The sequence below is a fragment of the Kribbella voronezhensis genome (assembly GCF_004365175.1).
In the GTDB taxonomy this organism is placed as follows: domain Bacteria; phylum Actinomycetota; class Actinomycetes; order Propionibacteriales; family Kribbellaceae; genus Kribbella; species Kribbella voronezhensis.
Window position 1 is genome coordinate 4,052,188 of record NZ_SOCE01000001.1, and the last position, 25,509, is coordinate 4,077,696.

A 25,509-nucleotide genomic window follows, 5' to 3' on the forward strand; every position below is an offset into this window, starting at 1 on the left:
ACCCTCGCTGCCGGACCCGGGTCGCCACATCGCCGTCAGGTGCCCACTGTGGTCACTGGATCGAATGACGCGGCACGAACGCCTGTCACTCCAAAGAGTGACGGCCTGGGCCGGACTGGGCAGCAGAATGAAGGGGTGAGCGGAGAGATCGCGCCGTACGGCGGAGCAGGCGGGCGCATGATCCGCGTCCGCGCCCTCGTTGCGAGCGGCAACTTCGACATCGTGCTCGCGGTGATCGGGCTGGCGATCACTCAGGTGCAGTTGGTCAGGCAACCCGGCGGCTGGCCCGACGCGGCCCTGCCGGTCCAGGTGTTCCTTGCCGCCGCCCCAGCACTACTCGCGATCCGGCGAGTGGATCCGGTGCTGGCGTCGGCGGGACTGGTCATCGGCGCATATCTGTCGGTGCTGGTGAACCGAGGGGACTTCGACTACGTCCTGCTGATCGGCGGCGCGCTCGCCCTGTGGTCGCTGGCCTCGCGCTGCCGTGTGCGCACGGTCCTGGTGGCCGGGGCGGTGATCACGGCCGTCCCGGTGGTCGCCAGAGTCCGCTGGGGAGTGTTCGAGTCCGCGCTCTTTCCGTCGATCTACCGCCAGGTGGCAAACGACCCACTGTGGGACGCGGCCGCGAGTGGGGGACCCTCCCTAGAGGACTACAACCGCGCGATGGCGTCGAGATGGCCGTGGTGGCTGTCAGTCGTGCTGTTCGCGGTCTGTCTGCTCTCCCTGCTCTACCGACGCCTCCGCCGGACCGCGGTCGTCGAGCGGACCGTTTGGGAACGTATCGAGGACCTCCGTACCTTTCTGCTGACCACGGCCGCGCTCGATGCCGTGCTGGCGATGGTGACCACCTCGCTGATGCTGGCGGACCTGGGCCGGGACATTGCCAGGGGCAACTGGTGGAGTGCGCCTGGCTGGATGCCGTACGTCATTGCCTTCTCCGCCCTCACGCTGGTCCAACGGCGCAAGTGGCCGGCCGTTCCGGTCGTGGTGCTCGCCATCGGCGCCTTGCTGGCCTACTGGCAGACCAGCACGAGCTGGAGCGTCCTCGTCGCGCTGTCGATCGCCCTCTTCACGATGGCGTCCGTGCGGCGAGTGAGGTACTCGATGCCGGTGGCCGCCGTGGTGCTGACTGCGCTGCCGGTGATCGCGGCCTTCGTTCGCTACCCGCAGATGGTGCTGATCTTTCCCGCGCTCGAGCATCAGCCGCAGACGTTCGGTGACATGCACAATCCACCGGACAACAGGATCCACAACGTCGTCTACGAAGGGATTGTGGACCGGCAGTGGCCGATCACGTTGTCGCTGATCCTCGTTCTGCCGCTGTGTGCCGGTGTTCTGGCCCGGCTCTACCGGCGGAACCGGTCTGCCGCGGCGCGGGAGGCGGAGCTTGAGCAGCGGGCGGTGGAGCAGGACGCTGCCCAGGTGGTGCTGACCGAGCGGTCGCACATCGCCCGGGATCTGCACGACGTGGTGGCGCACGCTGTGAACCTGATGGTCATCCAGGCGGAGACCGGGCCCGACCTGCTGAAACGGGGAGACGACGACGCGCTGGCGGGCTTTCAGCGGATCGGGGACGCCGGCCGCCGTGCGTTGGGCGAACTGGACCGGATGCTGTCGGCGCTGCGCGACGCCGAGGGTGTGCCCGACCCGGCGTTGACCCCGCAGCCCGGCCTCGCGGACCTCGGCCAGCTGGTGAAGAGCCTGTCGGACCAGGGTCTGCCGGTCGAGCTGGAGGTGCGGGGTGAGACCGACGGCGTTCCGGCGGGGATCCAGCTCACGGCGTACCGGCTGGTTCAGGAGGCGATGACCAATGTGGCCAAGCACGCGAAGGCACGCAGCGCCAGGATCCTGGTCGAGCGCAACGAGGCGGGTGTCGCGGTCCGGGTGATCGACGACGGGCAGGGGTTCGATCCGGGCCGCCGCCCGGACGGACGGCACGGCCTGACCGGTATGCAGGAGCGCGTCCGCATCCACGACGGCACATTGAGCATCAGCTCCAGCCCGGGATCCGGTACTACGGTCAGCGCGTGGCTGCCGGTGGGTGCGCGATGACCGTGAGCGCGTGGATCCCGGTGACGACGAAGGAGACCGAGTGATCAAGGTGATGGTGGTCGACGACCAGGACCTGGTCCGGGACGGGATCTCGATGATCCTCGACGGGCAGCCGGACATCGAGGTGGTCGCGCAGGCGGTCGACGGCGCCGACGCGCTGCACCAGGCTTCCGCCGTACTGGATCTCGGCGTGGTCCTGATGGACGTCCGGATGCCGGTGATGGACGGGATCGAGGCCACCCGGCGGCTGGTCGGGCGGCCGAACGCGCCCCGGGTGCTGATCCTGACCACCTTCGATCTGGACGAGTACGTGTACGACGCGCTCCGGGCCGGTGCGAGCGGCTTCCTGCTGAAACGGTCCTCGCGGGACGAGCTGATCAACGCGGTCCGGGTGATCGCCGACGGCGACGCCCTGCTGGCGCCACCGGTGACCCGGCGGCTGATCGACCGCTTCGCCGACAACCAGCTCGATCCCTCGATGGTGGCCCGGCTGGACGTCCTCACCGCCCGCGAACGCGAGGTTCTCGTCCTGGTTGCCAAAGGCAACTCGAACGCCGAGATCGCCGCCGCCCTGCACCTCACCGAGCACACCGTGAAAACCCACGTCAGCCGCATGCTCACCAAAACCGGCCTCCGCGACCGCGTCCAGGCAGTCATCCTCGCCTACAACACCGGCCTCGTCTCAGCCGGCCAACCCAGCTGACAACTCAGCTCTCGGTAATGGGCCCCAATGAGCGGCTGAGTGTTTCTGATTCGGCGGGGGACAGGAGGCGTTGGTCGGTCAGGTCGCTGTGTAGGCGGCTGCCGTCGGAGTGGAGTTGTACTTCGGTGAAGGTCTCTGGCGCGCCGGCTGCGTCGTACGACGAGAAGTCGCCGTGGTGGGCCAGCCAGCGGACCGACGTCGGGTCTACCCCGAACAGTGCAGCGGCCGCCGTCGCGGCGCCGGCATAGTCGCTCACCAGACCGACGGCGTCCGGGTTCCCGGCGAGCTCCGAGAGCACGACGACCGGGCGTTCGGGGGCGGACCGGGCGAGGCGACCGAGGCAGTAGGCGGAACCACCCGAACTGTGCTGCCAGCGAATCACCGCCGGCTCGCCGCCTCGTACCTCAGTTGGTTGTCCACTCCCACTGCTCACGTCGGAAACCCTATTCGACCGCTGGCCCCGGATGCTGGGTGAACCGCAGCGTGTACTCCGGCGGCGTGTGCCAGTTCGCTCTCGGGCCGAACCTATCAGTACTGAGAGGGGTGAAGCCGGGGGACGGCTCCACCCCTCTCTTAGCTACTACTTCAGGCCGTAGGCCTTAGTTATCTGCTGGTTCAACTTGTTGCCGTCGGCATCGACTGCGGTCACCCGCAGCGACGGTGCGTGTCCGGCCTGGGCCGGCGGATGAGTCACCGTCGTGGTGTAGTGACCGTCGGCTGTCTTCGTCAGCGGGAGCTTGGTCCAGTTGGTGTCGTCGTAGGACAGTTCCAACCCGGCCGTGGTGAACTTCGCGGTCGACGCCGATCCCGCCTGGTGCCGTAGCCCCAGCGTGAGCGTGATCGGCCGGCCGGTCGGCACCCGGTTCAGATCATCGGTCTGCGGTACGTCGAGATCGGCGATCACCACCGGCATCACCTCGTCCTCGCCGCCGCGCGCCTCGAACATCCAAGTGGAGTGGATCTGCGTGGAGTACTGCCAGAAGTCGGCCTCCCGCTTCGCATCCAGCGTGAACTTGTACTCCGCTGCGTCGGCCGGCACGTCGGCCCACAGTCCGGCCTCCTCGGACGTCGCCACCTTCACGCCGTTGCGCTCGAGCGAGGAGCTGTACTCCCCGTTGATGCCGAACACGTCGCTGAACTCGTCGGGTCCGTGCCGGAACGGGCTGATCGAGATACTCAGGCCGTCGTAGGCGCGGCCGACCCCGGCCGCCTCGGTCTGCTTCGCGGGTAGGCCGCTGTTCTCGACCGGTGCGACCCACCGCATGCTGGTCCGCTCCCCGGCACGATAGGTGTGCGGCGGTGCGGTGACGGCCGCGTTCTCACCGCCGTTGTCGAGGATGACCAGACTCGACCACGGGAGCCGGTTCCCCAGCACGTACGACGTGCGGTGGAACGGAGCGCTGATGACCGGCGCCAGCCAGCCGCTGAAGTCGGCGCCGCCCGGCGTCCGGGCCGTCCGGGCTTCCGACGTAGGCGTTCCGGCGGTGTGTGCGCCGAAGACCTCGTCCACTCGCGCGAACTGGTCCTGCCGGGCGTTGACGCCGACCGTGGCCGGGAGCTGGTTCGGCCACGCCTTCGCCAGGTCGTAGACCACCGGAGTCGAGGCGACGCCGGTGAGCCGCACGGTGACCGGCCCGGTCGCCAATTTCTCGAGCAGTTTCTGCGCGGCGATCCGAGTCGTCCGCGCGGCCGGGAGGGTCGCATCCGGTGCGTCGCCGTACGCCCAGTAGGCACCGACGCCACCTTGACCGGCACGATCGGGGTTGTAGATCAGGGCCGCGCCGGCGCCGGCGTGCTCCGCCGCCTTGACCAGTTCGCCGACGGGGCGAGGATCGCTGTCGACGTAGCGGATCAGTGCCAGCTTGCCGCGGACGCCATCCAGTTCGCCCGGGTTCGCAGCGCCCGCATCGGCCAGGCCGAGCGTCTTCGTCCCCGTGAGTCGCGGGCCGAAATAGAAGTCGAGCACGGTGAACGCGGAACCGCCGAGCACCTTCGCCCGGAACGGCGGAATCTCCAACCGGGCCGAGACCGCGAACTCACTGGTCCCGGTGACCGGCTTCGCGGTCGGCGTGGCGCCGAGGATCCGGGCCGCGCCGGTCACCTCGACCCCGACCGCGCCGGTGATCATCCCGTCGGTGTTCTTCCGGGAGTAGACGATGGAGCGCTGGCGTGCGGTCAGCTCGGAGTGGCCCTGCACGCTGGTCGGGACAGGTTTGGCCCGCCGGGCGTCGAGCGTCACTGTGATGTCCTTGGTGAGCGTCGTCTCCGGGCCCGTGACGACGTCGATCTTCTCCAGTTCGCTGTCGGTCGCGGCGGTGAAGAAGGTGGACATCGCCTGGTACTTGCCGGGTGGGATCCGGATCGTCGCCGTACCGTTCACCATCCGTACGCCGAACGGACCCAGGTCGAGCGGAGCTCCGTCCAGACGACTGACCGCCAGGCTCGCTGTGGCCGGGCTGCCGTCGCGATTGATGCCCTTGACCGTCAGGTTGTGCAGCTCCGGTTCGGCATACCAGCCGAAGGTCGTCACGATCGGGTCGGCGCCTGCCGCGGTGGCGGTCACGCGTCCCGAGAAGAAGCCGGTTCCGGCGGCCGCACGGTCGGCAGTCACGGTCACCTTGGCCTCACCACCAGCCGGTACTACGAGTTGGCTGCTGCTGAGCTCGGGAGTCGCAGCGACCGGATCTGCCGAAGCTGCGAGGTCCAGCGTCACCCCAGTACTGCCTGGGTTGCGGTAGGTCAGTTCGCGGCTGACCTTGTCGGAGGCGGGGTACGGCCAGCGCAGTACGCCGAGTTCGAGCTCGCTGGTGTCGACGGTGACGCTGTCGTCGGTGGCCTGGTCGGCGTCGACGCGGCCGGCGCCTTGCCCGTCGACCTTGCTGCCGGGCTGCGGGTCGGCCGTCGAGATCAGGCGCGCTTTGAGCTGGGCGGCCTTCCAGTCCGGGTGAGCCTGTGCGACCAGCGCGGCCGTTCCGGCGACGTGGGGTGTTGCCATCGACGTACCCGTGAGGGTGGTGTAGTTGTCGTCGACCGGGTCGCCGAGGCTGGTGCCGGCGGCGCGAGCGGCGACGATGCCCGTGCCGGGAGCGGAGATCTCCGGCTTCAGGGCGCCGTCACCCTTGCGCGGGCCGCGGCAGGACGAGTCGTTCAGCGATCCGTCGCGCTGAAGGTTGCCCACGGCAAGGGCATCGTCGGCCGCGGCGGGACTCGAGACGGTCTGCGGTTCCGGGAAGAAACAGTTGCCCGCAGCAATGACAAAGAGTACGCCGCTGTCCCGGCTGATCCGGTTGACCGCCTGGGACAGCTCGTCGGTGCCGTCGCTGGCGTCGCCGCCGAGGCTCAGGTTGATCACCGAGGCGCCCTGGGCGGCGGCCCATTCCATCCCGGCGATGATGCCGGAGGAGTCACCGAAGCCGTCGTCGTCGAGGACCTTGCCGTTCAGCAGCGTGGCCTCGGGGGCGACACCCTTGTACTTGCCGCCCGAGGCCGCGCCGTTGCCGGCCGTGATGCTCGCGACATGGGTGCCGTGGCCCTTGTGGTCGACCGCGTCCGGCGTACCGGAGAAGTTCTCCGTCGCGCCGATCCGGCCGGCCACGTCGGGGTGCGTCGGGTCGATGCCGGTGTCGAGGATGGCGACCTTGACGCCCTTGCCGGTCAGGCCGCGCTGCCAGGCGGCCGGGGCGCCGATCTGGGGTACCGACTGATCGAGGCTGGCCTTCACCTGACGATCGAGCGAGACGCGCTGGACGGTGCCGGCGACGCGACTGGACGTGCCGGGGGTGAGCGAGCGCCAGAAGTCGGTTGCGGCGGTCTTCGTGACCTTGGCGGCCTTGGCGCCGATGCTGGGGACTACCCGGGTCGAGGCCGCGCCCGGGATCGCGGTCTGCCTGGCTCGTGCGCCGGCCCCGTCACCGGCGTACCGGATGATCACCGGCATCGTCTTGGAGTGGTCGTCGTCGCGGTGCTCGGCGATCAGCGTGGTGACGTCGAACAGCGTGCGGTCGAGGCGGCCGGAGGCGACGTCGGCGACCGCTGCCGACGGTACGACGTACGTGTGGCCGCTCGTGTAGGTAATGGTGGCCGCGTCCGATCGGCTGCCCTTGGTCGGCTCGAAGACGACCTGTGCGGGCCGGCCGGGACGTGGGGTGACCCGGACCCGGTCGCCGGTGATCAGCGTGACGCGGGTGCCGCCGGGGGTCGGATCGGCGGGGGACGGTGGCCGGGGCGGCGCCCCGAGGGCGGGGGTGGTGGCAGCACTCAGCACCAGGCCGAGACTCACCACCGGTGGGATCCAGCGTTTGGACGGCAAGATGTCCTCCAGGCAGGCGGAAACAGCACTTGCCTCGAAGGACGGCGTCACCACCTCGGAAGGTTCGCTTTTCGAATCCCTTCGAAATGGGGGCTCTGACCCTGAGATCTCCCCCAGGTTCGGCAAAGTTGAGTGGAATGGACTCAACCTTGGGTACGTTGTATCTGGTGATCGCTGTTTTTGAGTGAAAGGCTGGAACCAGATGGACGTTCAGCGGTTGACGACGCTGGCCCGGGAAACCCTGTCGGTCGCGATCCGTCAGACCTCCGCGGCGGGCAATCCGACCGTGGAACCGATTCACCTGCTGTCGGCGTTGCTCGCGCAGCCCGAGGGGACCACGATCGGTCTGCTCGAGGCCGCCGGAGCCGACCTCGACGCGGTACGCCGCCGTACGGCGGAGCAGCTGACCCGGCTGCCCAAGGCCAGCGGTGGCAGTGTGCAGGCACCCAGCCTGTCCCAGAAGACGAGCGACGTGCTCAACCAGGCGGAGCAGCGGGCGCTGGGGCTCGGGGACGAGTTCGTCTCCACCGAGCACCTGCTGATCTCGCTGGCCACCGTCGAGGGCGTCGCGAAGTCGGCCCTCGACGTGACGCCGGAGGCGCTGTTGCAGGCGTTCGACGCCGCGCGCGGCAACCGGCGGATCACCTCGCCGGAGGCCGAGGGGACGACCAAGACGCTGGAGAAGTACGGCGTCGACCTGACCGAGCGGGCCCGCGAGGGCAAGCTCGACCCGGTGATCGGCCGTGACTCGGAGATCCGCCGGGTGGTCCAGGTGCTGTCCCGGCGTACCAAGAACAACCCGGTGCTGATCGGTGAGCCCGGCGTCGGCAAGACCGCCGTCGTCGAGGGCCTCGCGCAGCGGATCGTGGCCGGTGACGTGCCGGAGTCCCTGCGTGGGCGCCGGCTGATCAGCCTCGACCTCGGCGCGATGGTCGCCGGCGCGAAGTACCGCGGTGAGTTCGAAGAGCGGCTGAAGGCCGTGCTGACCGAGATCAAGGAGTCCGGCGGCCAGGTCATCACCTTCATCGACGAGCTGCACACCGTCGTCGGCGCCGGTGCGTCCGGCGAGGGCGCGATGGACGCGGGCAACATGCTGAAGCCGATGCTGGCCCGTGGCGAGCTCCGGATGATCGGTGCCACCACGCTGGACGAGTACCGGACGCGCATCGAGAAGGACCCGGCGCTGGAGCGACGCTTCCAGCAGGTGTTCGTCGGCGAGCCGTCGGTCGAGGACTCGATCGCGATCCTGCGCGGCCTCAAGGAGCGCTACGAGGCGCACCACAAGGTCGCCATCTCCGACTCCGCGCTGGTCGCCGCGGCGACGCTGTCCAACCGGTACATTTCCGGTCGGCAGCTGCCCGACAAGGCGATCGACCTGGTCGACGAGGCCGCGTCCCGGCTGCGGATGGAGATCGACTCGTCCCCGGTCGAGATCGACTCACTTCGCCGTACGGTCGACCGGCTGAAGATGGAGGAGCTCGCGCTGTCCCGCGAGGAGGACGCCTCGTCGCAGGAGCGGCTGGCCCGGCTGCGCGCCGACCTCGCCGACCGCGAGGAGGAACTGCGCGCGCTCGAAGCCCGCTGGGAGAAGGAGAAGTCCGGCCTGAACCGGATCGGTGAGATCAAGGAGCGGATCGACGAACTCCGCGGCCAGGCCGAGCGGGCCCAGCGCGAAGGCGACTTCGAGACCGCGTCGAAGATCCTGTACGGCGACATCCCCGAGCTCACCAAGGAGCTCGAGGAGGCCTCGGAGGAGCCGACGGCGGCCGAGACCGCCGACGCGATGGTGAACGAGGAGGTCGGGCCCACCGAGATCGCCGAGGTGATCGCGATGTGGACCGGGATCCCGACCGGGCGGCTGCTCGAGGGCGAGACCGGCAAGCTGCTCCGGATGGAGGACGAGCTGGGCCGCCGGCTGATCGGCCAGCGCGAAGCGGTGAAGGCCGTGAGCGACGCCGTACGCCGGGCTCGCGCCGGCATCTCGGATCCCGACCGGCCGACCGGGTCGTTCCTGTTCCTCGGCCCGACCGGTGTCGGCAAGACCGAGCTGGCGAAGGCGCTCGCGGACTTCCTGTTCGACGACGAGCGGGCGATGGTCCGGATCGACATGTCGGAGTACGGCGAGAAGCACAGCGTCTCGCGGCTGGTCGGCGCCCCTCCGGGGTACGTCGGCTACGAGGAGGGCGGTCAGCTGACCGAGGCCGTCCGGCGCCGTCCGTACTCCGTGATCCTGCTGGACGAGGTGGAAAAGGCGCACCCCGAGGTCTTCGACATCCTGCTGCAGGTGCTCGACGACGGCCGGCTGACCGACGGCCAGGGGCGTACGGTCGACTTCCGCAACGTGATCCTGGTGCTCACCAGCAACCTGGGTTCGGCGTACCTGGCGGACATGTCGATCGACGACGCGCTCAAGCGCGACCAGGTGATGAACGTGGTCCGGCAGTCGTTCAAGCCGGAGTTCATCAACCGGCTGGACGAGATCGTGCTGTTCGACGCGCTCGGCAGCGAGGAGCTGACCAAGATCGTCGGGCTGCAGATCGTCGGACTGCAGAAGCGGCTGACCGACCGGCGGATCACGCTCGACGTCGGTGACGACGCGATGGAGTGGCTGGCCATGACGGGGTACGACCCGGTCTACGGCGCGCGTCCGCTGCGCCGGCTGGTGCAGTCCGCGATCGGCGACGAGCTCGCCCGCGGCCTGCTCTCCGGAGCCATCCGCGACGGCGACACCGTGCACGTGCGGCTGAACGAAGCCAAGGACGCGCTCGAGGTCACCTCGGCCTGACGCATCGACGGCCGGGATCCTGTTTGCCGGGATCCCGGCCGTTCTGCGCGGGTGTGGTTGGGGCGATCTGGGAGGATCGGGGCAAGCGGCGCGGTCGGCGCGCCGGCGGAAGGAACTCCAGGCAATGAGCGACCAGTACGGCGAGCAACCGCCGCCGCGCGACCCGGATCGACCCGGCCCGTACGGCGGTGTCTTCGGGGGTCCGTCTCCGGCGCAACCCGGCTTGCAGCGGCCCAATCCGTACTCGCAGGTGCACGCGGGGCCGCCGAAGCAGGTGACCATCGCGTCGGTGATCTCACTCGCGCTCGGGGTGCTCACCATTCTGCTCGGCCTGTTCGCGTTGACCTCGGCCGGGCGGCCGATCACGCAGACGCTGACCGGGGACGAAGACGCGCAGAACGTGGTTCTGGTCGCGGCCGTGATCTGCAGCGCCCTCTACATCCTGCCGGCGATCTTCGTCCGCAAACAGCGCCCTTGGGCCCGGACGATGCTGATCGTCGTCGCCGTCTTCGGCATCGCCGGCAGCATCACCGCCCTCCCCGGCGGCCTGCTCGGCCTCGGATTGCACGTCGCCCTGCTCGTGCTGATGCTGCAGACCCCCACCAAGCTCTGGTTCCAGGAAGCGCGACGCTGATGGAGATCTGGATCAACCCCGCCTGCTCGAAATGCCGAACCGCCACCGCGGCGCTCGACGAGGCAGGCGTCTCCTACACAGTCCGCCGCTACCTGGACGACCCGCCCACCCTCGAGGAACTCTCCGAAGTCCTGACCCGCCTCAACCTGGACCCCTGGCACCTGGCCCGCCTGAACGAACCCGAGGCCACCCTGGTCGCCCACCTCCCGCGCGACGAGGCCCACCGTGGAGACTGGATCGCCCTGATGGCGGCAAACCCCATCCTCATCCAACGCCCCATCATTACCACCGACGACAACACCGCAGTAGTAGCCCGAGACCCAGAAACCCTGGCCACGGTCCTCAACACCCCTTGAAAACAAGGCCTCGCGATCTGCCCCAAGCTGCCCCGCAAAGCCCTGGCGTTTGGCCTCTGAAAGCGCTGCGGATTCCTCAAGAATCCTCCGGTGAGTGCCACCACGCCGTCCGATTTCAGCCTTACCGCCTGGGTCGACGAGTCGATCATCGTCGACCGCACAACAAGCCAGGGCAGCTACACCCTGGCTGCGGCAGTCGCCGACCCCACCACCTGCGATGACATCCGCGCTGGGCTGCGCTCGCTGACGCCGAGCCGCGCCGAGCGGCTCCATTGGGCTCACGAATCACCGAAACTCCGCGATGCCATCGCGGAGTTTCTCACGACGATCGATATCGCTGCTGTCGTGGTGGTCGGCTCACCGATGGTCGGGCCGAAGCAGGAGAGGGCGCGGCGGTGCTGTTTGGAACGACTGTTGTACGAGCTGGGCAGATGTGGGGTGACCGAGGTTTGGCTGGAGTCGCGGTCGGCTACACCGGATCGGCGAGACATCAAGCTCGTCGACAGTGCGCGGCGGAAGGGATTGATCCTCACGGGTCAGCGGGTGCGCTTCGGTCGGCCCAAGGCGGAGCCGATGTTGTGGATTCCGGATGCTGTCGCCGGCGCAGTGACGGCGGCCGAGTTGGGGGAGCCACGGTGGTTACTGGTTCTGTCCGAGATTCTCGAGCGGCACGACATCGAGGTTCGGTAGACAGCGCGAAGGCTGGGTCCCACCGTCCGGAGGGGTTCCCAGCCTCACTTCTCCACAAGGAGCCCTAGGGAGCTGGCTCAAGTCTTGCACAACGCCTGCGGGCATGTCAGTCCGTAACGGGATCTGCCCCAGGATGCCCCCGGATGCCCTCAGAGTTTGGTGAGGCGGGACAAAGCCTCTTCCAGGACGTGGGTTTGTTTGCAGAAGGCCCAGCGGACCAAGGGGCGACCGGCTTCTACGTTGTCGTAGAAGACCTGGTGGGGGATGGCTACGACGCCGGTTTTCTCCGGGAGCATGCGGCAGAAGTCGACGCCGTCGGTGTAGCCGAGGGGGCGGACGTCGGTGGTGACGAAGTAGGTGCCCTGGGGGCGGTGGACGCCGAAGCCGAGGGACGCCAGGCCGTCGCACAGAAGGTCGCGCTTCGCCTGCATGGTCGTGCGCAGCGAATCGAAGTACTCGTTGCCCAGAGCAAGCGCTCCGGCGACGGCGGGTTGAAAAGGGGCGCCCGAGACGTAGGTGAGGAACTGCTTGGCCGTGTTCACCGCGGTGACGACGGACGGGCTGCCGGTGACCCAGCCGATCTTCCAGCCGGTGACCGAGAACGTCTTGCCCGCACTGCCGATCGAGACGGTGCGCTCGGCCATTCCGTCGTACGCCGTGAGCGGGTGGTGCTGGAGGCCGTCGAAGACGAGGTGTTCGTAGACCTCGTCGGTGATCACCACCAGGTCGTGCTCGACCGCGATAGAAGCGATCCCGCGGAGTTCGGTGTCGTCGAGGACGGTACCGGTCGGGTTGTGCGGCGAGTTGATCAGCAGCACCTTCGACTTCGACGATACGGCGGCCCGGAGTTCGTCGAGATCGAGCCGGAAGTCAGGCGCGCGCAAGGTGACCGGCACCCGATGCCCGCCGGCCATAGCGATGCAGGCGGCGTACGAGTCGTAGTACGGCTCGAGGGCGATCACCTCGTCGCCGGGCTCGACGTACGCGAGTAGTGAGGCGGCGATCGCCTCGGTCGCGCCGGTCGTGACGAGCACCTCGGTGTCGGGTTCGTACGACAGTCCGTAGAAGCGCTGCTGATGGTCGACGATCGCCTGCCGGAGTGCGGGGATGCCGCGGCCGGGCGGGTACTGGTTGGCGCCGGCCCGGATCGCGGCGATCGCGGCCTCCAGCAGCGAGTCCGGTCCGTCGGTATCGGGGAACCCCTGGCCGAGGTTCACCGAATTGGTCCGGACCGCGAGCGCCGACATCTCGGCGAAGATCGTCGTCCCGAGCCCCTGCAACCGCTGAGCGTGATCGCGCATACCTCCGACCCTAACCGCTCCTCACGCTTCGTCGATGGGGACTTCGGTGTTGACCATGCGTTGGAGCCAGGCGCGGGCGGCTTCGCGGTCGGCGGCGCTGAAGTCGGCTTCGAGTTCCTGCTCGACCGCCCGTACGGCGGGCCTCGCGGCGGCGAGCCGGGATTTGCCGCCCGCGGTCAGGTGGACGAGCTGGGAGCGGCGGTCGTTCGGGTTGGCCTGGCGTTCGATCAGGCCGGCGCGTTCCATCCCGGTGATCAGCTCGTTGGCCGACTGCCGAGCGGTGCCGACCTTGCGGCCGATCTCGGCGATCGTGCAGCCCGGCTGGTCGCTCAGGATCAGCAGCGTTCCGTACTGCGGGACGGACAGCTCGTGCTCCGCGAGCGCGGCCGCGACGGCCGACCGCATGCTCAGCCAGGCGTGCCGCACCAAGAAGGTGACGCAACTGTTCTCGTCGACGTAGCTCATGCCGCCATTCTGCCCGGGCTCGGCAATGACCAGAAAAGATGATTGACAGGTTCCTGACGATCATGTCACGCTCATCGCGTCAGGAACCTGTCAATCATAGGGAGTCGGCATGGACCTTGTCGATCACCGGCGGCAACGCCGGATCCTTTCCATCCTCGTCGTGTCGGCGATCCTGATCTGGATCGACTCGACCGTGCTCGGCATCGCGCTGGAACGCCTTGCCGACCCGGTCCACGGACTCGGCGCCACCCCGAACCAGCTGCAATGGGCCCTCGGGATCTACTCGCTCTTCTTCGCCACCGCCCTGTTCGCCGCCGGCGCCCTCGGCGATCGCTACGGCCACCGGACCGTGCTGATGATCGGGATGGCCGTCTTCGGCGCGTCGTCCGCCTGGGCCGCCTGGTCGCCCGGGCCGGTCTCGCTGATCCTCGCCCGCGCGCTGATGGGCATCGGCGGCGCGATGATCATGCCGACGTCGATGGCCATCATCGGCGCCACTTTCCCGCCCGAGCGTCGCGCCGGCGCCATCGCGGCCTGGTCGTCCTCGGCCGGCGTCGGGGTCGCCACCGGGCCTGTGCTCGGCGGCCTGCTGATCGATCACTTCTGGTGGGGTTCGGTCTTCCTCATCAACCTGCCGCTGGTTGCCGCTGGCCTGATCGGTGCGGCGCTCGTCGTACCCAACCCACGCAGTCCGCAGCGGCGCCGGCTGGATCCGCTCGGGCTCGGCCTGTCCACCCTCGGCCTGCTCGGGGTCGCGTACGGCTTGATCGAAGGCGGTCAACGCGGCGGCTGGGGTCGCTGGCAGGTCTGGGGCAGCATCGCGGCCGGCGTCGTACTGATCGCCGCGTTCCTCTTCTCGGAGTGGAAGGAGAAGCAGCCGAGCTTCGATCCGCGGCTGTTCCGCAATCGGCGGTTCGCGGCCGGCAACTTCGCGCTCGCGGCCCTCTTCCTGACCATCACCGGGCAGAGTCTGTATGTCACCTTCTACTTGCAGGGCGCCCGCGGTATGACCGCCTTGCATGCCGGTCTCCTCTCGCTGCCCGGCGCTCTCGGTGTCGTCATCGGCGCCCCGCTCGGAGCGCGGTTGGCTCGCCGCTTCAGCATCGCGGCGGTCTCCGGCACTGCGCTGGCCGTCTTCGCGTTCTGCCACGCGATGAACCTGACCTACGTGATCGACACCCCGCTGATCTGGTTCTGCCTGGTCGGTTTCGTCGCCGGTACTGCGATCGGCGCGGCCGTCGCGCCGACGTCGGCGGCGATCCTGGCGGCCCTTCCGGTCGACCGGATCGGTGCCGGATCGGCCGTGAACAACGCGATCCGCCAGGTCGCGAGCGTTCTCGGTGTCGCCGTCCTCGGTACGATCCTCTCGAACGTCTACCAGCACTCGATCGCGTCATCACTGGCCGTTCTTCCTGCTGGAACACGCGAAACCGCGGCGGACTCGGCCGAAGCAACTCGGCGTACGGCGGTTGCGCTCGGCCGGCCCGAGTTGGTCCACGCGGCCAACGACGCCTTCATCCACTCGATGCACGTCGCCGCCGCGACGGCCGCCGTCTGTGCTCTGGTCGGCGCGATCGTGATCATCGTCGCCTTCCGAGCGCGACGCAGTACGGCGGTCGACGAACCCGCGACGCTGGAGCCGGCCACTGTCGAAGGCTGACCGGGCAGTGCGGTGGGTTGGGAGGCGAACCCACCGCACTGCAAGGGATTACGGCCAAGGACTGGGTGGTGGCGGCGGCATCACCGGCGGCCGGTCCTCGCAGTGACCGGGTGCACCGGCATCGGCCGTCCAGCCACCGTCGTTGCTGCTACCGATCAGCCGTACGTCGAACTCCGGCGTGCCCGTGAAGTGGAAAGTGCCGCAGTTGTTGACGAAAGGCGCGCCGACGTTCCGCGCGTCGACGTTCTCGAAACTGGCGAAGCCGCCGACCCGGGCGTTGACCACGTTGGTCCCGGTGCCGTCCACCTTGATGTTGCGGAAGGCAACGTTCGTCAGCGAGTAGGTGTCCTTGACCGGCCAGTCGACCACGAACATGATCGCGTTGTAGGTCGAGTCGAGGAACGAACTGTCGGTCACCTCGATCGTGCCGGACATGTCGGACTGCAGGGCGTACAGCCAGATCGAACCGAGGCCGAGGTCCCAGTTGAGATCCCGCGGGCCGCCTCGGACGGTGGTGTTCCGGGCGAACGACAACGTTCCTTCGAACGGCGTCGAGTTGAACCGCGAGCCCGCGTGCAAGGTGCTGCCCTCGCGGATCGGGTCGGCGACCAGGTTGTCCGTGACCGCGTTGTCCTTGCCGCCGTAGATGGCGATGTCGTTCGCCAGGACGGGAGTCTGCACGGTGTTGTGGTCGTAGACGTTGTCGTGGTTGGCCAGTCCGTCAGGGTTGGCCTCGGACCACATCGCGAGTCCGTCGTCGCCGCTGTTGCGGACGAAGTTGTTGGTCGCGCGGACGTGCGAGACACCCAGGTGCAGGTTCATCCCGTCGGCGACGGCGTCGGTGACGATGTTGTTGCGGATCAGCAGTCCGTCCAGCGGGCCGTCCAGCCAGATGCCGACCTTGGTGTGGTGCAGATAGAGGTTCTCGATCGTCGAACCGCCGCCGATCGCGCCGCCGATCCCGTTCACCTGGTCCGTGTCGATCCGCTCCCGGACGTCGCTCTCGATCGCGAAGTCCTCGAGGTGCACGTTGGTGCTGCCGCCGTCAGTTGCGTACTTGCCGTAGAAGCCGGGCGCGCTGTGCACCGACTTGTCCGGCGCGGGCTCGGCGAGCGGGAGCACCTTGCCCTTGATGATCGTCCACCAGTTCCCGGCGCCTCGGACGGTGACGTCGTCGACGACGATGTGCCGGTTCACCTGGTATGTGCCCGGCGGGATGTAGACGGTCCGGCCGAGCTTCTTCGCGACCGCGATGGTTCGGTCGATCGCCGGCGCCGCGTCGTACCGGCCGGTCGGGTCGGCGCCGAAAAGCCTTACGGACAAGGACTTCGGGGGCTGCTTGATCGGTGCGGCGACCTGCTCGAAGTCGGCGACGTCGAGCACCGTCCAAGCAGCCGGGGAGTTGGCGGGTAGCTGGAAGCGGACCTTGTCGCCGGCCCGGTAGGTCCTGCCGAGGAGCAGGCGCTGCTCGTCGTAGAAGTGGTTCGGCCGGAACGGCTTCGCGACCGGGTCGGGCTCAGGCTTCCACCAGCCGGGGGTCGGGTCGACGTTCGGGTCGTTGGAGAACGGATACATGCCGTAGAGCCACGCGTACTCCGACGTCAGCGTCATCGTCTGCTTGTGCCTGCCGTTGACGGTCACGTCCAAGGGCGCGCGCAGACCGCCGCCGGACGCTGTGTCGGGGATGCTGTAGCGCAGGGTCAACGCGTTCGCAGGCTGCGACAGGGTGAACTCGACGTACTGCCCAGGCGTGGTCAGCCGTACTGCGGTACGCCCGGAAGCCTCGGCCGGCAAGGTGTAGGCCTCGCGTCCGGGACCGAGTTTCTCGCCGGTGGTGAACGCGTTCTCCGCCTCCTGCTCGACGAACCGGACGCTGGCGCCACGGCCCTTCACCAATGCGGAATCGAGGCCTGCCCTGGTGATCTTCGGGAGCGCGCCCTGACTGCTCGCGGCGGCGGCAGCGCTGGAGGCGGGTGCGACAGTCGGCATGGCCGCGGCGGACAAGGCGGCGGTGGAGAGCAAGGCCCCGATCGCCAGGCTGGTCAGTGCGAGCCGGCGTCGGGACAAGGGCTTGTGGGACACGGGCGACATCCCCCTCAACTGAACGGCCGCACCTGCTCATCGAGGTACGACAGGCGTCACCGCTTGGGCCCGGACGATACGCATCCCGACGATTGGCTGCAAGATCTCGACAACGGGAAGTAATTTCCCGCGTCTGTCAGATCTGCGGTACTGGTCTGAGGGCTCGGAGCCAGAGTTCTGTCTGGGCGATGTGGGCGGAGGCGGCAGTGGCCGCGGCCGCCGGATCGCGGCCGGCGATCGCGGCGAGGATGGCGCGGTGGCCGCGGTCGCTGGTCTGCTTGATCGCGTCGAAGTCGGCGCCCGGTTCGAAGATCCGGTAGTGGCCGCCGCGGCCGCGGATCACCCCGGTCAGCGCGGTCACGGTCGGGTTGCCGCCCGCAGTACAGATGGCGTCGTGGAACTCGGCGTCGAGGGCTTGGATCTCCGCGGCGTCGGTGGTGGCCTCGAGGCGGTCGAGGATGTCGCCGAGGCGGGTCTCGAGGTCGTCGTCCTGCCGGGCGGCGGCCGCCGCGGTGGCATGAGCTTCGAGGACCCGGCGTACTTCGAGGAGTTCGAGCACTCCTTCGAGCGGGATCAGCTCGACCGACAGGGAGAAGCGGCTGATGATCTCGGCCGGGTCGAGGGCGGAGACGTAGGTGCCCGAACCGTGCCGGGACTCGATCACGCCGAGCGCGGCGAGCGAGCGGGTCGCCTCCCGGAGCGAGCTGCGGGACACGCCCAGGCGATCGCAGAGTTCCGGCTCCGGCGGGAACTTCTGTCCGGGGCCGAGGGTCCCGGATGCGATCATCTGCCGCAGTCCGGCCAGCGCCTTGTCCGTGGCTGCCATCGGCACCTCCCCTTCGGTCGCCCAGAGTATGTGCTGAGGATAAGTCCTCAGAGCACTTGCGGCCAGGCTGTCCGCAAGTGCTTGTCGAGCAAGCGTAAGTCTGGCAAGGTTCAGGGATCGGTTGACCGAGTCATCAGATGTCAGAGCAAAGTTTGGGCAGAACTCTGGCACCCCTGGCCCACATCCCCTGAGGAGAAGCGCCATGCGCTACCGACAGATGTTCGCATCGATCGCCGCGGCCGCCGTGGTCGCGGCGGTGGCGGCCTGCGGCCCCGGCCCGGCCGATAAGGCGAACGGTGAGGTCAAGCTGCAGATGGTCGAGAGTCTGACCAACCCGACCAGGACCGCGCTGCTGAAGAAGCTGATCGCCGACTTCGAGGCGAAGAACAGCGGCATCAAGGTGCAGCTCATCTCGCCGCCGACCAACCAGGCGGACCAGAAGATCCAGCAGATGCTCCAGTCCGGCAAGGGCGTCGACGTGCTGGAGGTCCGCGACACCACCGTCGGCCCGTTCTCCACCAACAAGTGGATCTACGACATGGCCCCCGAACTGAAGGGCTGGGACGGCCTGAGCGCGCTGACCGAGAACGCGCTCAAGGTGACCCAGCAAGGCGGCAAGTCCTACATGGTGCCGTACGGCTTCTACGGACTGTCGCTTTTCTACCGCAAGGACCTCGTGCAGCAGGCCGGATTCAGCGGCCCGCCGAAGAGCTGGGCCGAGCTGGTCGAGCAGGCGAAGAAGATCAACGACCCGGCGAAGAACCGGTACGGGTACTCGTTCCGCGGGGGACTCGGCGCGGGCGGCAACGCGGTCGCGATCATCTCGGGTTACGTGATCGACGAGCTCAACCACGACAACGCGTTCAAGCTGACCGACGGCAAGACCATCTTCTCCTCGCCGAAGGCCGTCGACGCGCTCAACCTGTACCTCGATCTGTTCAAGAACGCCTCGCCGAAGTCCTCGGTCAGCTGGGGCTATCCCGAAATGGTGCAGGGCTTCACCTCCGGCACCACCGGCTTCCTGCTCCAGGACCCGGAGGTGATCGCAACGGTCAAGGAATCCAAGACGATCAAGGAAGACCAGTGGGGTACCGCGCCGCTTCCGGTCGGTCCCACCGGCAAGGCCGCGCAGCCACTGGCCAACGCGGGCTGGGGCGTTGCCCAGGGCAGTGAACACAAGGCCGAGGCGGTGAAGCTGGTCAAGTTCCTCACCTCCGGCGACGCGGCGATGACGTTCTCGAAGGAGAACAGCCTGGTCCCGATCCTGAAGAGCGCGGCGGACGACCCGTACTTCAAGGACGGCCCCTGGGCGTCGTACGTCGCGATGAACTCGTCCCCGGACACCTACATCGTGGTGACGCAGCCGCGCGGGGTGCCGTGGTCGACCGAATGGGGCAACAAGTCCGACGCCGACGTACAGAAGCTGATCACCGGCAAGGCGCAGCCGGCGGAGATCCTGAAGGGCTGGGACGACTACTGGACCCAGAAGTGGGCCGGGAAGTGAGCTGATGGCTGTCCTCCAAACAGAGCGGCCGGTCCGCCGGCCGCCCGCCCGGACAAGTCACCGACGGCAGTTCACCGGCCGTACTGCGTTGGTCCTGCTCGCCTTCATGCTGCCCGCGATCGTGTTCGTGGCGCTGTTCACCTACTACCCGTTGCTGAACGGCATCCAGATGGCGTTCCGCAACTACAACCTGAACGACCTGTCGGACACCTCCTGGGTGGGCCTGAAGAACTTCCGCACCTTGCTGCACGACGACATGTTCCGCGGCACGGTGAAGAACTCGGTCGTCTGGGTGGTCGGTTCGCTGGTGCCGCAGTTCCTGATCGGCTTCGCGATGGCGCTCTGGTTGCGGCGCAAGTTCAGGTTCCGCGGCACCTACCAGGCACTGGTGTTCTTTCCCTGGGCGGTCTCCGGCTTCCTGATCGGCATCCTGTTCCGCTGGATGTTCAACGGTGAGTTCGGCGTGGTCAACGACCTGCTGATGAAGGCGCACCTGATCGACACCCCGGTGCCGTGGCTGGCCGACGCGAAGTACGCGATGGTCGCGGTGATCGTCGCGAACGTCTGGTACGGCGTGACGTTCTTCGCGATCATGATCCTGGCCGCGCTCCAGTCGGTGCCGGACGAGCTGTACGAGGCGGCCGCGATCGACGGCGCGGGCAAGGTGCGCACCCTGTTCGGTATCACCATCCCGTCGATCCGGACCACGCTCGCCCTGACGGTCCTGCTCCGGGTGATCTGGATCTTCAACTCGCCCGAGTTGATCTTCGGGATGACCGGTGGTGGCCCGGCGAACGCGACCCATACGGTCACGTCGTACATGATCCAGGTCACCCAGGAGGGCGACTACGGCCGCGCCTCGGCGATGGGGGTGATGGTGGTGTTCGTGCTGATCCTGTTCGCGATCTTCTACCTGCTCGCGATCCGGCCCAGAACACCCCGTACTACGGCACGAAAGGTGGCCGGATGATCCGCTCCGAAACCCTGGCCGGCCGGATCGCGAGGTTCGGCGGCCTCGGGATCTGCCTGCTGTTCACCGTGTTCCCGCTCTACTGGATCCTGGTCACGTCGTTCAAGGCTCCGGGCACGATCTTCGCCTACCCGCTGAAGTACTGGCCGGGTGACTTCTCACTGGACAACTACCGCGGGCTCTTCAGCCAGTCGAACTTCGCGGTCTTCCTGGTCAACAGCCTGATCGTCTCGACGGTGGCGGCGGCACTGTCGACAGTGATCTCGTTGCTCTCGGCGTACGTGCTGGCGCGGTTCGAGTTCGTCTCCAAGGGCGCGGTCATGGGCGCGTTCCTGGTCACCCAGATGATCCCTGGTTTCATCGCCCTGGGGTCGCTCTACATCCTGATGACGAAGCTGTACCTGGTCGACAGCAGGTGGGGTCTGGTGCTCGTCTACGTCGCGGTCTCGATCCCGCTCTGCACGGTGATGTTGCGCGGGTTCTTCGAGAACGTGCCGGCCTCGCTGGAGGAGGCCGCGATGGTGGACGGCTGCTCGCGGCTGTCGGCGCTGTTCCGGGTGCTGGTCCCGGTGATGACGCCGGGTTTGGCCGCGTCGTACATCTTCAACTTCGTGAACTGCTGGAACGAACTGTTCCTGTCGGTCACCCTGCTGAACAGCGACAACAACAAGACGATCCCGGCCGCCCTGAACGGCTTCATCAGCAGCTACAACATCGACTGGGGTTCGATGTCGGCGGCCGCGGTCCTGTCCATCGTCCCCACCATGGTCCTGTTCGCCTTCGCCAGTCGCTACATCGTCGAAGGCCTCACCGCCGGCGCCGTGAAGGAGTGACAGACTGAGGCCGGCGTCGACGGGAGGACCAGAGTTGTGACCGGGGTACGGCTCTACTCGGGCGGGTCGGCCGGCGGCGACGAAGCGATGCAGCTGGCTGTGGCGCATGCGCTGGTCCGGCGCGCCTCGAGCGGTGAGCTGACGGAGGCGTTGCGCATCTATCGGCCGGCCGCGCCCGTGGTCGTCTTCGGCCGACGGGACACACGGCTCCCCGGCTTCCAAGCCGCAGTACGGGCTGCTCGTTCAGCGGGTTTCGAGCCGCTGGTGCGAGCGGTCGGTGGGCGTCCGGTCGCCTACACGTCCGAGGCGCTGGTGGTCGACCACGTCAAACACGAGCCGCTGGCGCCCGACGGCCTCGAAACGCGCTTCCAGTACTACGGTTCGCTGTATGCCGATGTCCTGCGAGAGCTCGGCATCCACGCACGAGTCGGCGCAGTACCGGGTGAATACTGCCCGGGCGCCCACAGCGTCAACGCCCGCGGCGTCGTCAAGCTCGTCGGCACCGGCCAACGCGTGGTACGCAACGCCTGGCTCTTCAGCACTCTCGTTGTGGTCGGCGGCGACGACCTCCTCCGCCCCCTCCTGACCGACATCTACCACCGCCTCGACCTCCCTTTCGACGCAGCCTCGGTCGGCTCCTTGTCGACAGAACTCCCCGGCCTGACCGTCGCCACCGTCGAACACTGCATCCTCACCGCCTACAACGCAGAAGGCTCCGCACCACTGGAGGACGCAACCCTTCAACTGGCCGCCACCCTGGCCCCCGACCACGCAGCTGAGAGCGCCAACTAGTGACAGACTGGCTGGGTCATCGACGGGAGGAATGAGCTGTGGCGACAGCGCTCATCACTGGACCTACTGCGGGAATCGGCCGGGCCTTTGCGGACAAGTTGGCGGCTGAGGGGTACGACCTGGTCCTGGTCGCGCGGGACGAGGCGCGGCTGAAGGAGGTCGCCACGGAGCTCACCCAGTTGCACGGGGTGACTTGTGAGGTGCTGGCGGCGGATCTGACGGAGCCCGAGCAACTCGCCCGCGTCGAGCAGCGGTTCGGCACCGGGCCGATCGAAGTACTGGTGAACAACGCCGGCTTCGGGCAGAAGAAGCCGTTCTGGGCGAACCCGATCGAGGTCGAGGAGAAGCAGCTCGATCTCCTGGTCCGCGTGGTACTGCGGCTCACCCACGCCGCCGTACTGCCGATGATCGAACGCGGCTCCGGTGCGGTGATCAACGTGTCGTCGGTCGCGGGCTTCCTCCAGCGTGGCAGCTACAGCGCGCACAAGTCGTGGGTTACGAACTTCACCGCCGGGTTGGCGATCGAGCTGCACTCCAAGGGCGTCGCCGTGATGGCGCTCTGCCCCGGCTTCGTCCACACCGAGTTCCACGAGCGGATGGGAATGGACAAGACGATCATCCCGTCCTTCCTGTGGCTGGACGCGACCGACCTGGTCGACGAGGCCTGGTCCGACCTGATGCGCGGCAAGGCGATCTCCATCCCCAGCCGCCGCTACAAACTCATCGCCGCCGCCGCCCGCTACACCCCCCGAACCCTGATAGCCCGCCTCTCCACCGTCGGCCTGGACGGCCGCCGCCGAGCCTGAAGCCGCCATCCGCCCCAGATGAGCAGAAAAGAACCTTCGGCCGGCACTGTCGCGGGCGAACCAGCACCCGCCGGGACAGATTCGATCCAGGATGCACCAGTGGCGGATGTCGCGGGGCTGCTACGCCGCTTCCGGGTCCGGTCCGGCCTCTCACAAGAGGCGCTGGCCGAGGTCTCGGGCTTGAGCGTCGCAGCGATCCGCACCCTAGAAGGGGGCCGCCGACGATCTCCCCGACCCGAGACGATCACGGCTCTGACCAATGCCCTCCACCTTTCGGACACCGAGGGCCGGTTGCTGGAACTCGCTGCGCGCCGGCCCCTGGTGGCCGATCAGAACGGCGTACCACGCGAACTCCCAGCCGCCATCGCCGATTTCACCGGACGTGACCGGCAACTCGACGAACTGCTGCGACTCTTACGAGACCCGTACGTCGTTGCTCCGAGCATCGTTGTATCGGCTGTGTCAGGGATGGGTGGGATCGGCAAGACGACTCTCGCCGTCCAGGCCGGTCGATTGGCCGCCGACGAATTTCCGGACGGTCAGCTCTATGTCAACCTTCGCGGCGGTACGGGTCAGCCGCTCCATCCGCGGGATGCGCTTGGTCAGCTACTGCGATCGCTGGGCGTGCGGCCCGGCGGCGACACCGACGACGTTCAGGTGCTGGCACGGCGATTCCGAACGGCTCTGGCCGGTCGGCGGGCACTGATCGTCCTGGACGACGCCGCGGGAGTCAGTCAGGTTGAGCCTCTGCTCCCCGGAGCCGCCGGCGTCGCGGTCGTCATCACCAGCCGCCAGCGATTGTCGGTTCTGCCGGGTGTTCAGCACCTGGATCTCGGAGTACTCACGGAGGATGAGGCTCTCCGCCTGCTCGGCGCTGTCGTTGGACCGGGCCTGATAACGGGTGATCGTGTCGCCGCTCGCAAGGTGGTGCAACACTGCGGCTGTCTGCCGCTCGCCATCCGCATCGCCGGCGGCCAATGCCGACGAACCCCAGCAGGGCTCCGGGACCTGGCCCACCGGCTTGCCGACGACCGCCTCGCGGCGTTGACCGACGTCCACCGCAGCCTGAGTCTTTCTCTGACTGCACTTGCCGCCAGCAACGGGCTGGACATCGCAGCCGCCAAGGCTTTCCCGATGCTGACTCTGTTTGAGGGCGACCACTTCCCGCACCGCGCAGCAGCAAAGGTCCTGAACACCTCCCTGGCTACCGCTGAGACGCTGCTGGAACGCCTGGTCGACGTCAACCTCCTGCAGACTCCGGCACCCCGCCAATACAAGTTCCACGACTTGGTCCGAGACCTCGGCCGCTCAATGGCCCACGCCGAACTCACCGAACCTGAGTTGTCCGATCTGCGACTGCGCGAACTGCGTTGCTATCTCGGCATGTTGTGGCGGTACGCGGAACTGACCAGCAAGCTCGATCCGTACCAGGCCTTCGCCACTCCGTCGTGGTCAGCCGATGCTGCCGAACTCTCGGACCACCCCCGCATCCTTACGTGGCTGGATGCAGAACTACAGAACTTGGTACGCCTGATCCGTGCCGCGGTGAAGGGAGGCGACGACGAACAACTTCTCGCCGTGCAATTGGCTCTCGGCATGCCCCACCTGGCGGGGAGGCTACTACGTTTTGCGGAGGCTTCTGAGGCGTTGACGGCGGTGGCGACTTCCTCGATCGAGATGGATGTCCGTTACGAACAGGGTCTCCACTACTGGACGGGACACCTGCGGGCGGACCTTGGGTTCGAAGCGGAAGGAATCGAATGGCTGCGCTCCGCGCTGACTATGGCTCGCCGGATCAATGAGCCGTATCAACTGGCCGCGACGCTCCTCGACCTGAATTACTGCTTGGTCCGGGTGGGACAGGCAGCTGAGGCAACGCTCCTCATCGAGGAAGCGAGAGAGCCTGTGATCGAGTCGGGTCTCGAGTGGCTCGAGGTTGCCGCTGACATCGCCGTCGGAACTCTGGCTGGCGTTGCGGGCGAACTCGAGCTGCAACGGCAGGTCTTCAAGCGGGTAGTCGAGCTGCTCCCGACTCGGTACTCACCCAGTGTGGTGATCATCCACCTGTACACGATCGCCCAATCCTTCCTCGACAGTGGGCAAAGTGCTGAGGCTGCAGCCGTTCTCGCCGATGCTCTGGCCCGGTCCCGGGAGGGCAAGACGGTAGCCATCGAAGCGGACCTTCTCTACGAGCTAGGTCGGAGCTTCGCTGCAGTGACGGATTGGGAAAGGGCGGTCCAGGCGTTTGTGGATGGGGCGGAGGTGGCGGCGCAGTTTCCGGCTGAGCAGAAGGAGGCTGGGCTGCTGCATCAGCTCGGGGGTGCGCTGGAGCGGTTGGGGAAACACCTCGAAGCCGTGGAAGCGTGGGAGCGGGCGTTGCTGTTGTATGAGCGGGTGGCCGATCCGAAGGCGGCTGAAGTGCGTGGCTTGCTCGGTGGGGGAAGTTGATGATGACGGACGGCGTGGGAAGACGTTCCAACCAAAGTGCACTCGCTAGCGTCGGTTAGGTAGGCGGTGGTCACGCGGGAAGGTTGGTTGGGGATGGTTGTACGGGGATCGGCGCGTGGGCGGCTCGTGGCTGCGGTTGCTGCGGTGGGGTTGTTGGTGGGGGCTTGCGGCAACGATCAGAAGCCGGCAGGTGGGGCGGGGACGCCGAGTGATACTCCGACTTCGGTGCCGAGTGAGACGGTTGGTACGCCGAGTGTGACGCCGTCCAGTCTGCCGTCGAAGCCTGGTACTGC

At 67.6% G+C, this 25,509-nt stretch carries 19 protein-coding genes; 13 read left to right on the top strand and 6 right to left on the bottom strand.

Annotation, left to right across the window (positions count from 1 at the left end):
* Positions 1-135: 135 nt before the first annotated feature.
* Together EV138_RS18760 and EV138_RS18765 are read left to right on the top strand one after the other, a co-directional pair.
* On the top strand, positions 136-2,052 hold the full coding sequence (locus tag EV138_RS18760; RefSeq protein WP_166678638.1) for a sensor histidine kinase: 1,917 nt from the start codon (positions 136-138) through the stop codon (positions 2,050-2,052).
* Between the two features lie 40 nt (positions 2,053-2,092).
* Positions 2,093-2,755: a response regulator transcription factor gene (locus tag EV138_RS18765; RefSeq protein WP_166678639.1), complete on the top strand. Its 663-nt coding sequence runs from the start codon at positions 2,093-2,095 to the stop codon at positions 2,753-2,755.
* Between the two features lie 4 nt (positions 2,756-2,759).
* Here the strand turns inward: EV138_RS18765 and EV138_RS18770 are convergent, their stop codons facing one another.
* Together EV138_RS18770 and EV138_RS18775 are read right to left on the bottom strand one after the other, a co-directional pair.
* Entirely contained in the window at positions 2,760-3,188 is a 429-nt protein-coding gene (locus tag EV138_RS18770; protein WP_133980172.1) for a hypothetical protein, read from the bottom strand.
* Positions 3,189-3,335: 147 nt separating this feature from the next.
* Positions 3,336-7,118 carry a S8 family peptidase gene (locus tag EV138_RS18775; protein WP_305000173.1) on the bottom strand — a complete coding sequence of 1,261 codons (3,783 nt, stop codon included), beginning with the start codon at positions 7,116-7,118 and terminating at the stop codon, positions 3,336-3,338.
* 148 nt (positions 7,119-7,266) lie between these two features.
* Between EV138_RS18775 and clpB the strand changes: the two genes are divergently transcribed.
* The 4 genes from clpB (at position 7,267) to EV138_RS18795 (ending at position 11,529) form a co-directional block, all read left to right on the top strand.
* Positions 7,267-9,849, top strand: a complete 2,583-nt coding sequence (clpB, locus tag EV138_RS18780; RefSeq protein WP_133980173.1) for an ATP-dependent chaperone ClpB — start codon at positions 7,267-7,269, stop codon at positions 9,847-9,849.
* Between the two features lie 124 nt (positions 9,850-9,973).
* Positions 9,974-10,483, top strand: coding sequence for a hypothetical protein (locus EV138_RS18785; RefSeq protein WP_133980174.1), 510 nt, complete (start codon positions 9,974-9,976; stop codon positions 10,481-10,483).
* Complete coding sequence (locus EV138_RS18790) at positions 10,483-10,839, top strand: ArsC/Spx/MgsR family protein (RefSeq protein ID WP_133980175.1); 357 nt, start codon at positions 10,483-10,485, stop codon at positions 10,837-10,839. Before EV138_RS18785 ends, EV138_RS18790 begins: the two co-directional genes overlap by 1 nt.
* A gap of 90 nt (positions 10,840-10,929) precedes the next feature.
* Entirely contained in the window at positions 10,930-11,529 is a 600-nt protein-coding gene (locus EV138_RS18795) for a hypothetical protein (RefSeq protein ID WP_133980176.1), read from the top strand.
* 149 nt (positions 11,530-11,678) lie between these two features.
* On the opposite strand, the gene EV138_RS18800 is transcribed toward EV138_RS18795, so the two are convergent.
* Together EV138_RS18800 and EV138_RS18805 are read right to left on the bottom strand one after the other, a co-directional pair.
* Positions 11,679-12,830 (bottom strand): pyridoxal phosphate-dependent aminotransferase, encoded by a 1,152-nt coding sequence (locus EV138_RS18800; protein WP_133980177.1) that lies wholly within the window; start codon positions 12,828-12,830, stop codon positions 11,679-11,681.
* Between the two features lie 21 nt (positions 12,831-12,851).
* On the bottom strand, positions 12,852-13,295 hold the full coding sequence (locus EV138_RS18805; RefSeq protein ID WP_133980178.1) for a MarR family winged helix-turn-helix transcriptional regulator: 444 nt from the start codon (positions 13,293-13,295) through the stop codon (positions 12,852-12,854).
* A gap of 109 nt (positions 13,296-13,404) precedes the next feature.
* On the opposite strand from EV138_RS18805, the gene EV138_RS18810 reads away from it, so the two are divergent.
* Positions 13,405-14,955 carry an MFS transporter gene (locus EV138_RS18810; protein ID WP_202866762.1) on the top strand — a complete coding sequence of 517 codons (1,551 nt, stop codon included), beginning with the start codon at positions 13,405-13,407 and terminating at the stop codon, positions 14,953-14,955.
* 48 nt (positions 14,956-15,003) lie between these two features.
* Here the strand turns inward: EV138_RS18810 and EV138_RS18815 are convergent, their stop codons facing one another.
* Both EV138_RS18815 and EV138_RS18820 read right to left on the bottom strand, forming a co-directional pair.
* A complete protein-coding gene (locus EV138_RS18815; protein WP_133980179.1) occupies positions 15,004-17,046 on the bottom strand; it encodes a glycosyl hydrolase family 28-related protein in 2,043 nt (680 codons plus the stop codon).
* 127 nt (positions 17,047-17,173) lie between these two features.
* Positions 17,174-17,863: a FadR/GntR family transcriptional regulator gene (locus tag EV138_RS18820; protein WP_133980180.1), complete on the bottom strand. Its 690-nt coding sequence runs from the start codon at positions 17,861-17,863 to the stop codon at positions 17,174-17,176.
* Positions 17,864-18,065: 202 nt separating this feature from the next.
* Here EV138_RS18820 and EV138_RS18825 point away from each other — a divergent pair, with 202 nt between their 5' ends.
* Genes EV138_RS18825 through EV138_RS18850 form a run of 6 tightly spaced genes read left to right on the top strand, consistent with a single transcriptional unit; the run spans position 18,066 to position 25,216 of the window.
* On the top strand, positions 18,066-19,367 hold the full coding sequence (locus tag EV138_RS18825) for an ABC transporter substrate-binding protein (RefSeq protein ID WP_133980181.1): 1,302 nt from the start codon (positions 18,066-18,068) through the stop codon (positions 19,365-19,367).
* Between the two features lie 4 nt (positions 19,368-19,371).
* Positions 19,372-20,337 (top strand): carbohydrate ABC transporter permease, encoded by a 966-nt coding sequence (locus tag EV138_RS18830; RefSeq protein ID WP_133980182.1) that lies wholly within the window; start codon positions 19,372-19,374, stop codon positions 20,335-20,337.
* The gene (locus EV138_RS18835; protein WP_133980183.1) at positions 20,334-21,170 is read left to right on the top strand and encodes a carbohydrate ABC transporter permease; all 837 of its coding nucleotides are present in this window, start codon (positions 20,334-20,336) and stop codon (positions 21,168-21,170) included. Before EV138_RS18830 ends, EV138_RS18835 begins: the two co-directional genes overlap by 4 nt.
* A 36-nt stretch (positions 21,171-21,206) precedes the next feature.
* Positions 21,207-21,962: a lipoate--protein ligase family protein gene (locus tag EV138_RS18840; RefSeq protein WP_238158221.1), complete on the top strand. Its 756-nt coding sequence runs from the start codon at positions 21,207-21,209 to the stop codon at positions 21,960-21,962.
* Positions 21,963-22,000: 38 nt separating this feature from the next.
* Positions 22,001-22,768 carry an SDR family NAD(P)-dependent oxidoreductase gene (locus tag EV138_RS18845; RefSeq protein ID WP_133980184.1) on the top strand — a complete coding sequence of 256 codons (768 nt, stop codon included), beginning with the start codon at positions 22,001-22,003 and terminating at the stop codon, positions 22,766-22,768.
* An 18-nt stretch (positions 22,769-22,786) separates the two neighbouring features.
* A complete protein-coding gene (locus EV138_RS18850) occupies positions 22,787-25,216 on the top strand; it encodes an XRE family transcriptional regulator (protein ID WP_133980185.1) in 2,430 nt (809 codons plus the stop codon).
* The last annotated feature ends 293 nt before the right edge of the window (positions 25,217-25,509 follow it).

Bases quoted from the DNA above. Each gene is read 5' to 3' on its own strand.
- EV138_RS18830 (WP_133980182.1), top strand. From the start codon at position 19,372: ATGGCTGTCCTCCAAACAGAGCGGCCGGTCCGCCGGCCGCCCGCCCGG.
- EV138_RS18785 (WP_133980174.1), top strand. From the start codon at position 9,974: ATGAGCGACCAGTACGGCGAGCAACCGCCGCCGCGCGACCCGGATCGA.
- EV138_RS18850 (WP_133980185.1), top strand. From the start codon at position 22,787: ATGAGCAGAAAAGAACCTTCGGCCGGCACTGTCGCGGGCGAACCAGCA.
- EV138_RS18825 (WP_133980181.1), top strand. From the start codon at position 18,066: ATGCGCTACCGACAGATGTTCGCATCGATCGCCGCGGCCGCCGTGGTC.
- EV138_RS18815 (WP_133980179.1), bottom strand. From the start codon at position 17,046: ATGTCGCCCGTGTCCCACAAGCCCTTGTCCCGACGCCGGCTCGCACTG.
- EV138_RS18800 (WP_133980177.1), bottom strand. From the start codon at position 12,830: ATGCGCGATCACGCTCAGCGGTTGCAGGGGCTCGGGACGACGATCTTC.
- EV138_RS18835 (WP_133980183.1), top strand. From the start codon at position 20,334: ATGATCCGCTCCGAAACCCTGGCCGGCCGGATCGCGAGGTTCGGCGGC.
- clpB (WP_133980173.1), top strand. From the start codon at position 7,267: ATGGACGTTCAGCGGTTGACGACGCTGGCCCGGGAAACCCTGTCGGTC.
- EV138_RS18810 (WP_202866762.1), top strand. From the start codon at position 13,405: ATGGACCTTGTCGATCACCGGCGGCAACGCCGGATCCTTTCCATCCTC.
- EV138_RS18805 (WP_133980178.1), bottom strand. From the start codon at position 13,295: ATGAGCTACGTCGACGAGAACAGTTGCGTCACCTTCTTGGTGCGGCAC.
- EV138_RS18820 (WP_133980180.1), bottom strand. From the start codon at position 17,863: ATGGCAGCCACGGACAAGGCGCTGGCCGGACTGCGGCAGATGATCGCA.
- EV138_RS18790 (WP_133980175.1), top strand. From the start codon at position 10,483: ATGGAGATCTGGATCAACCCCGCCTGCTCGAAATGCCGAACCGCCACC.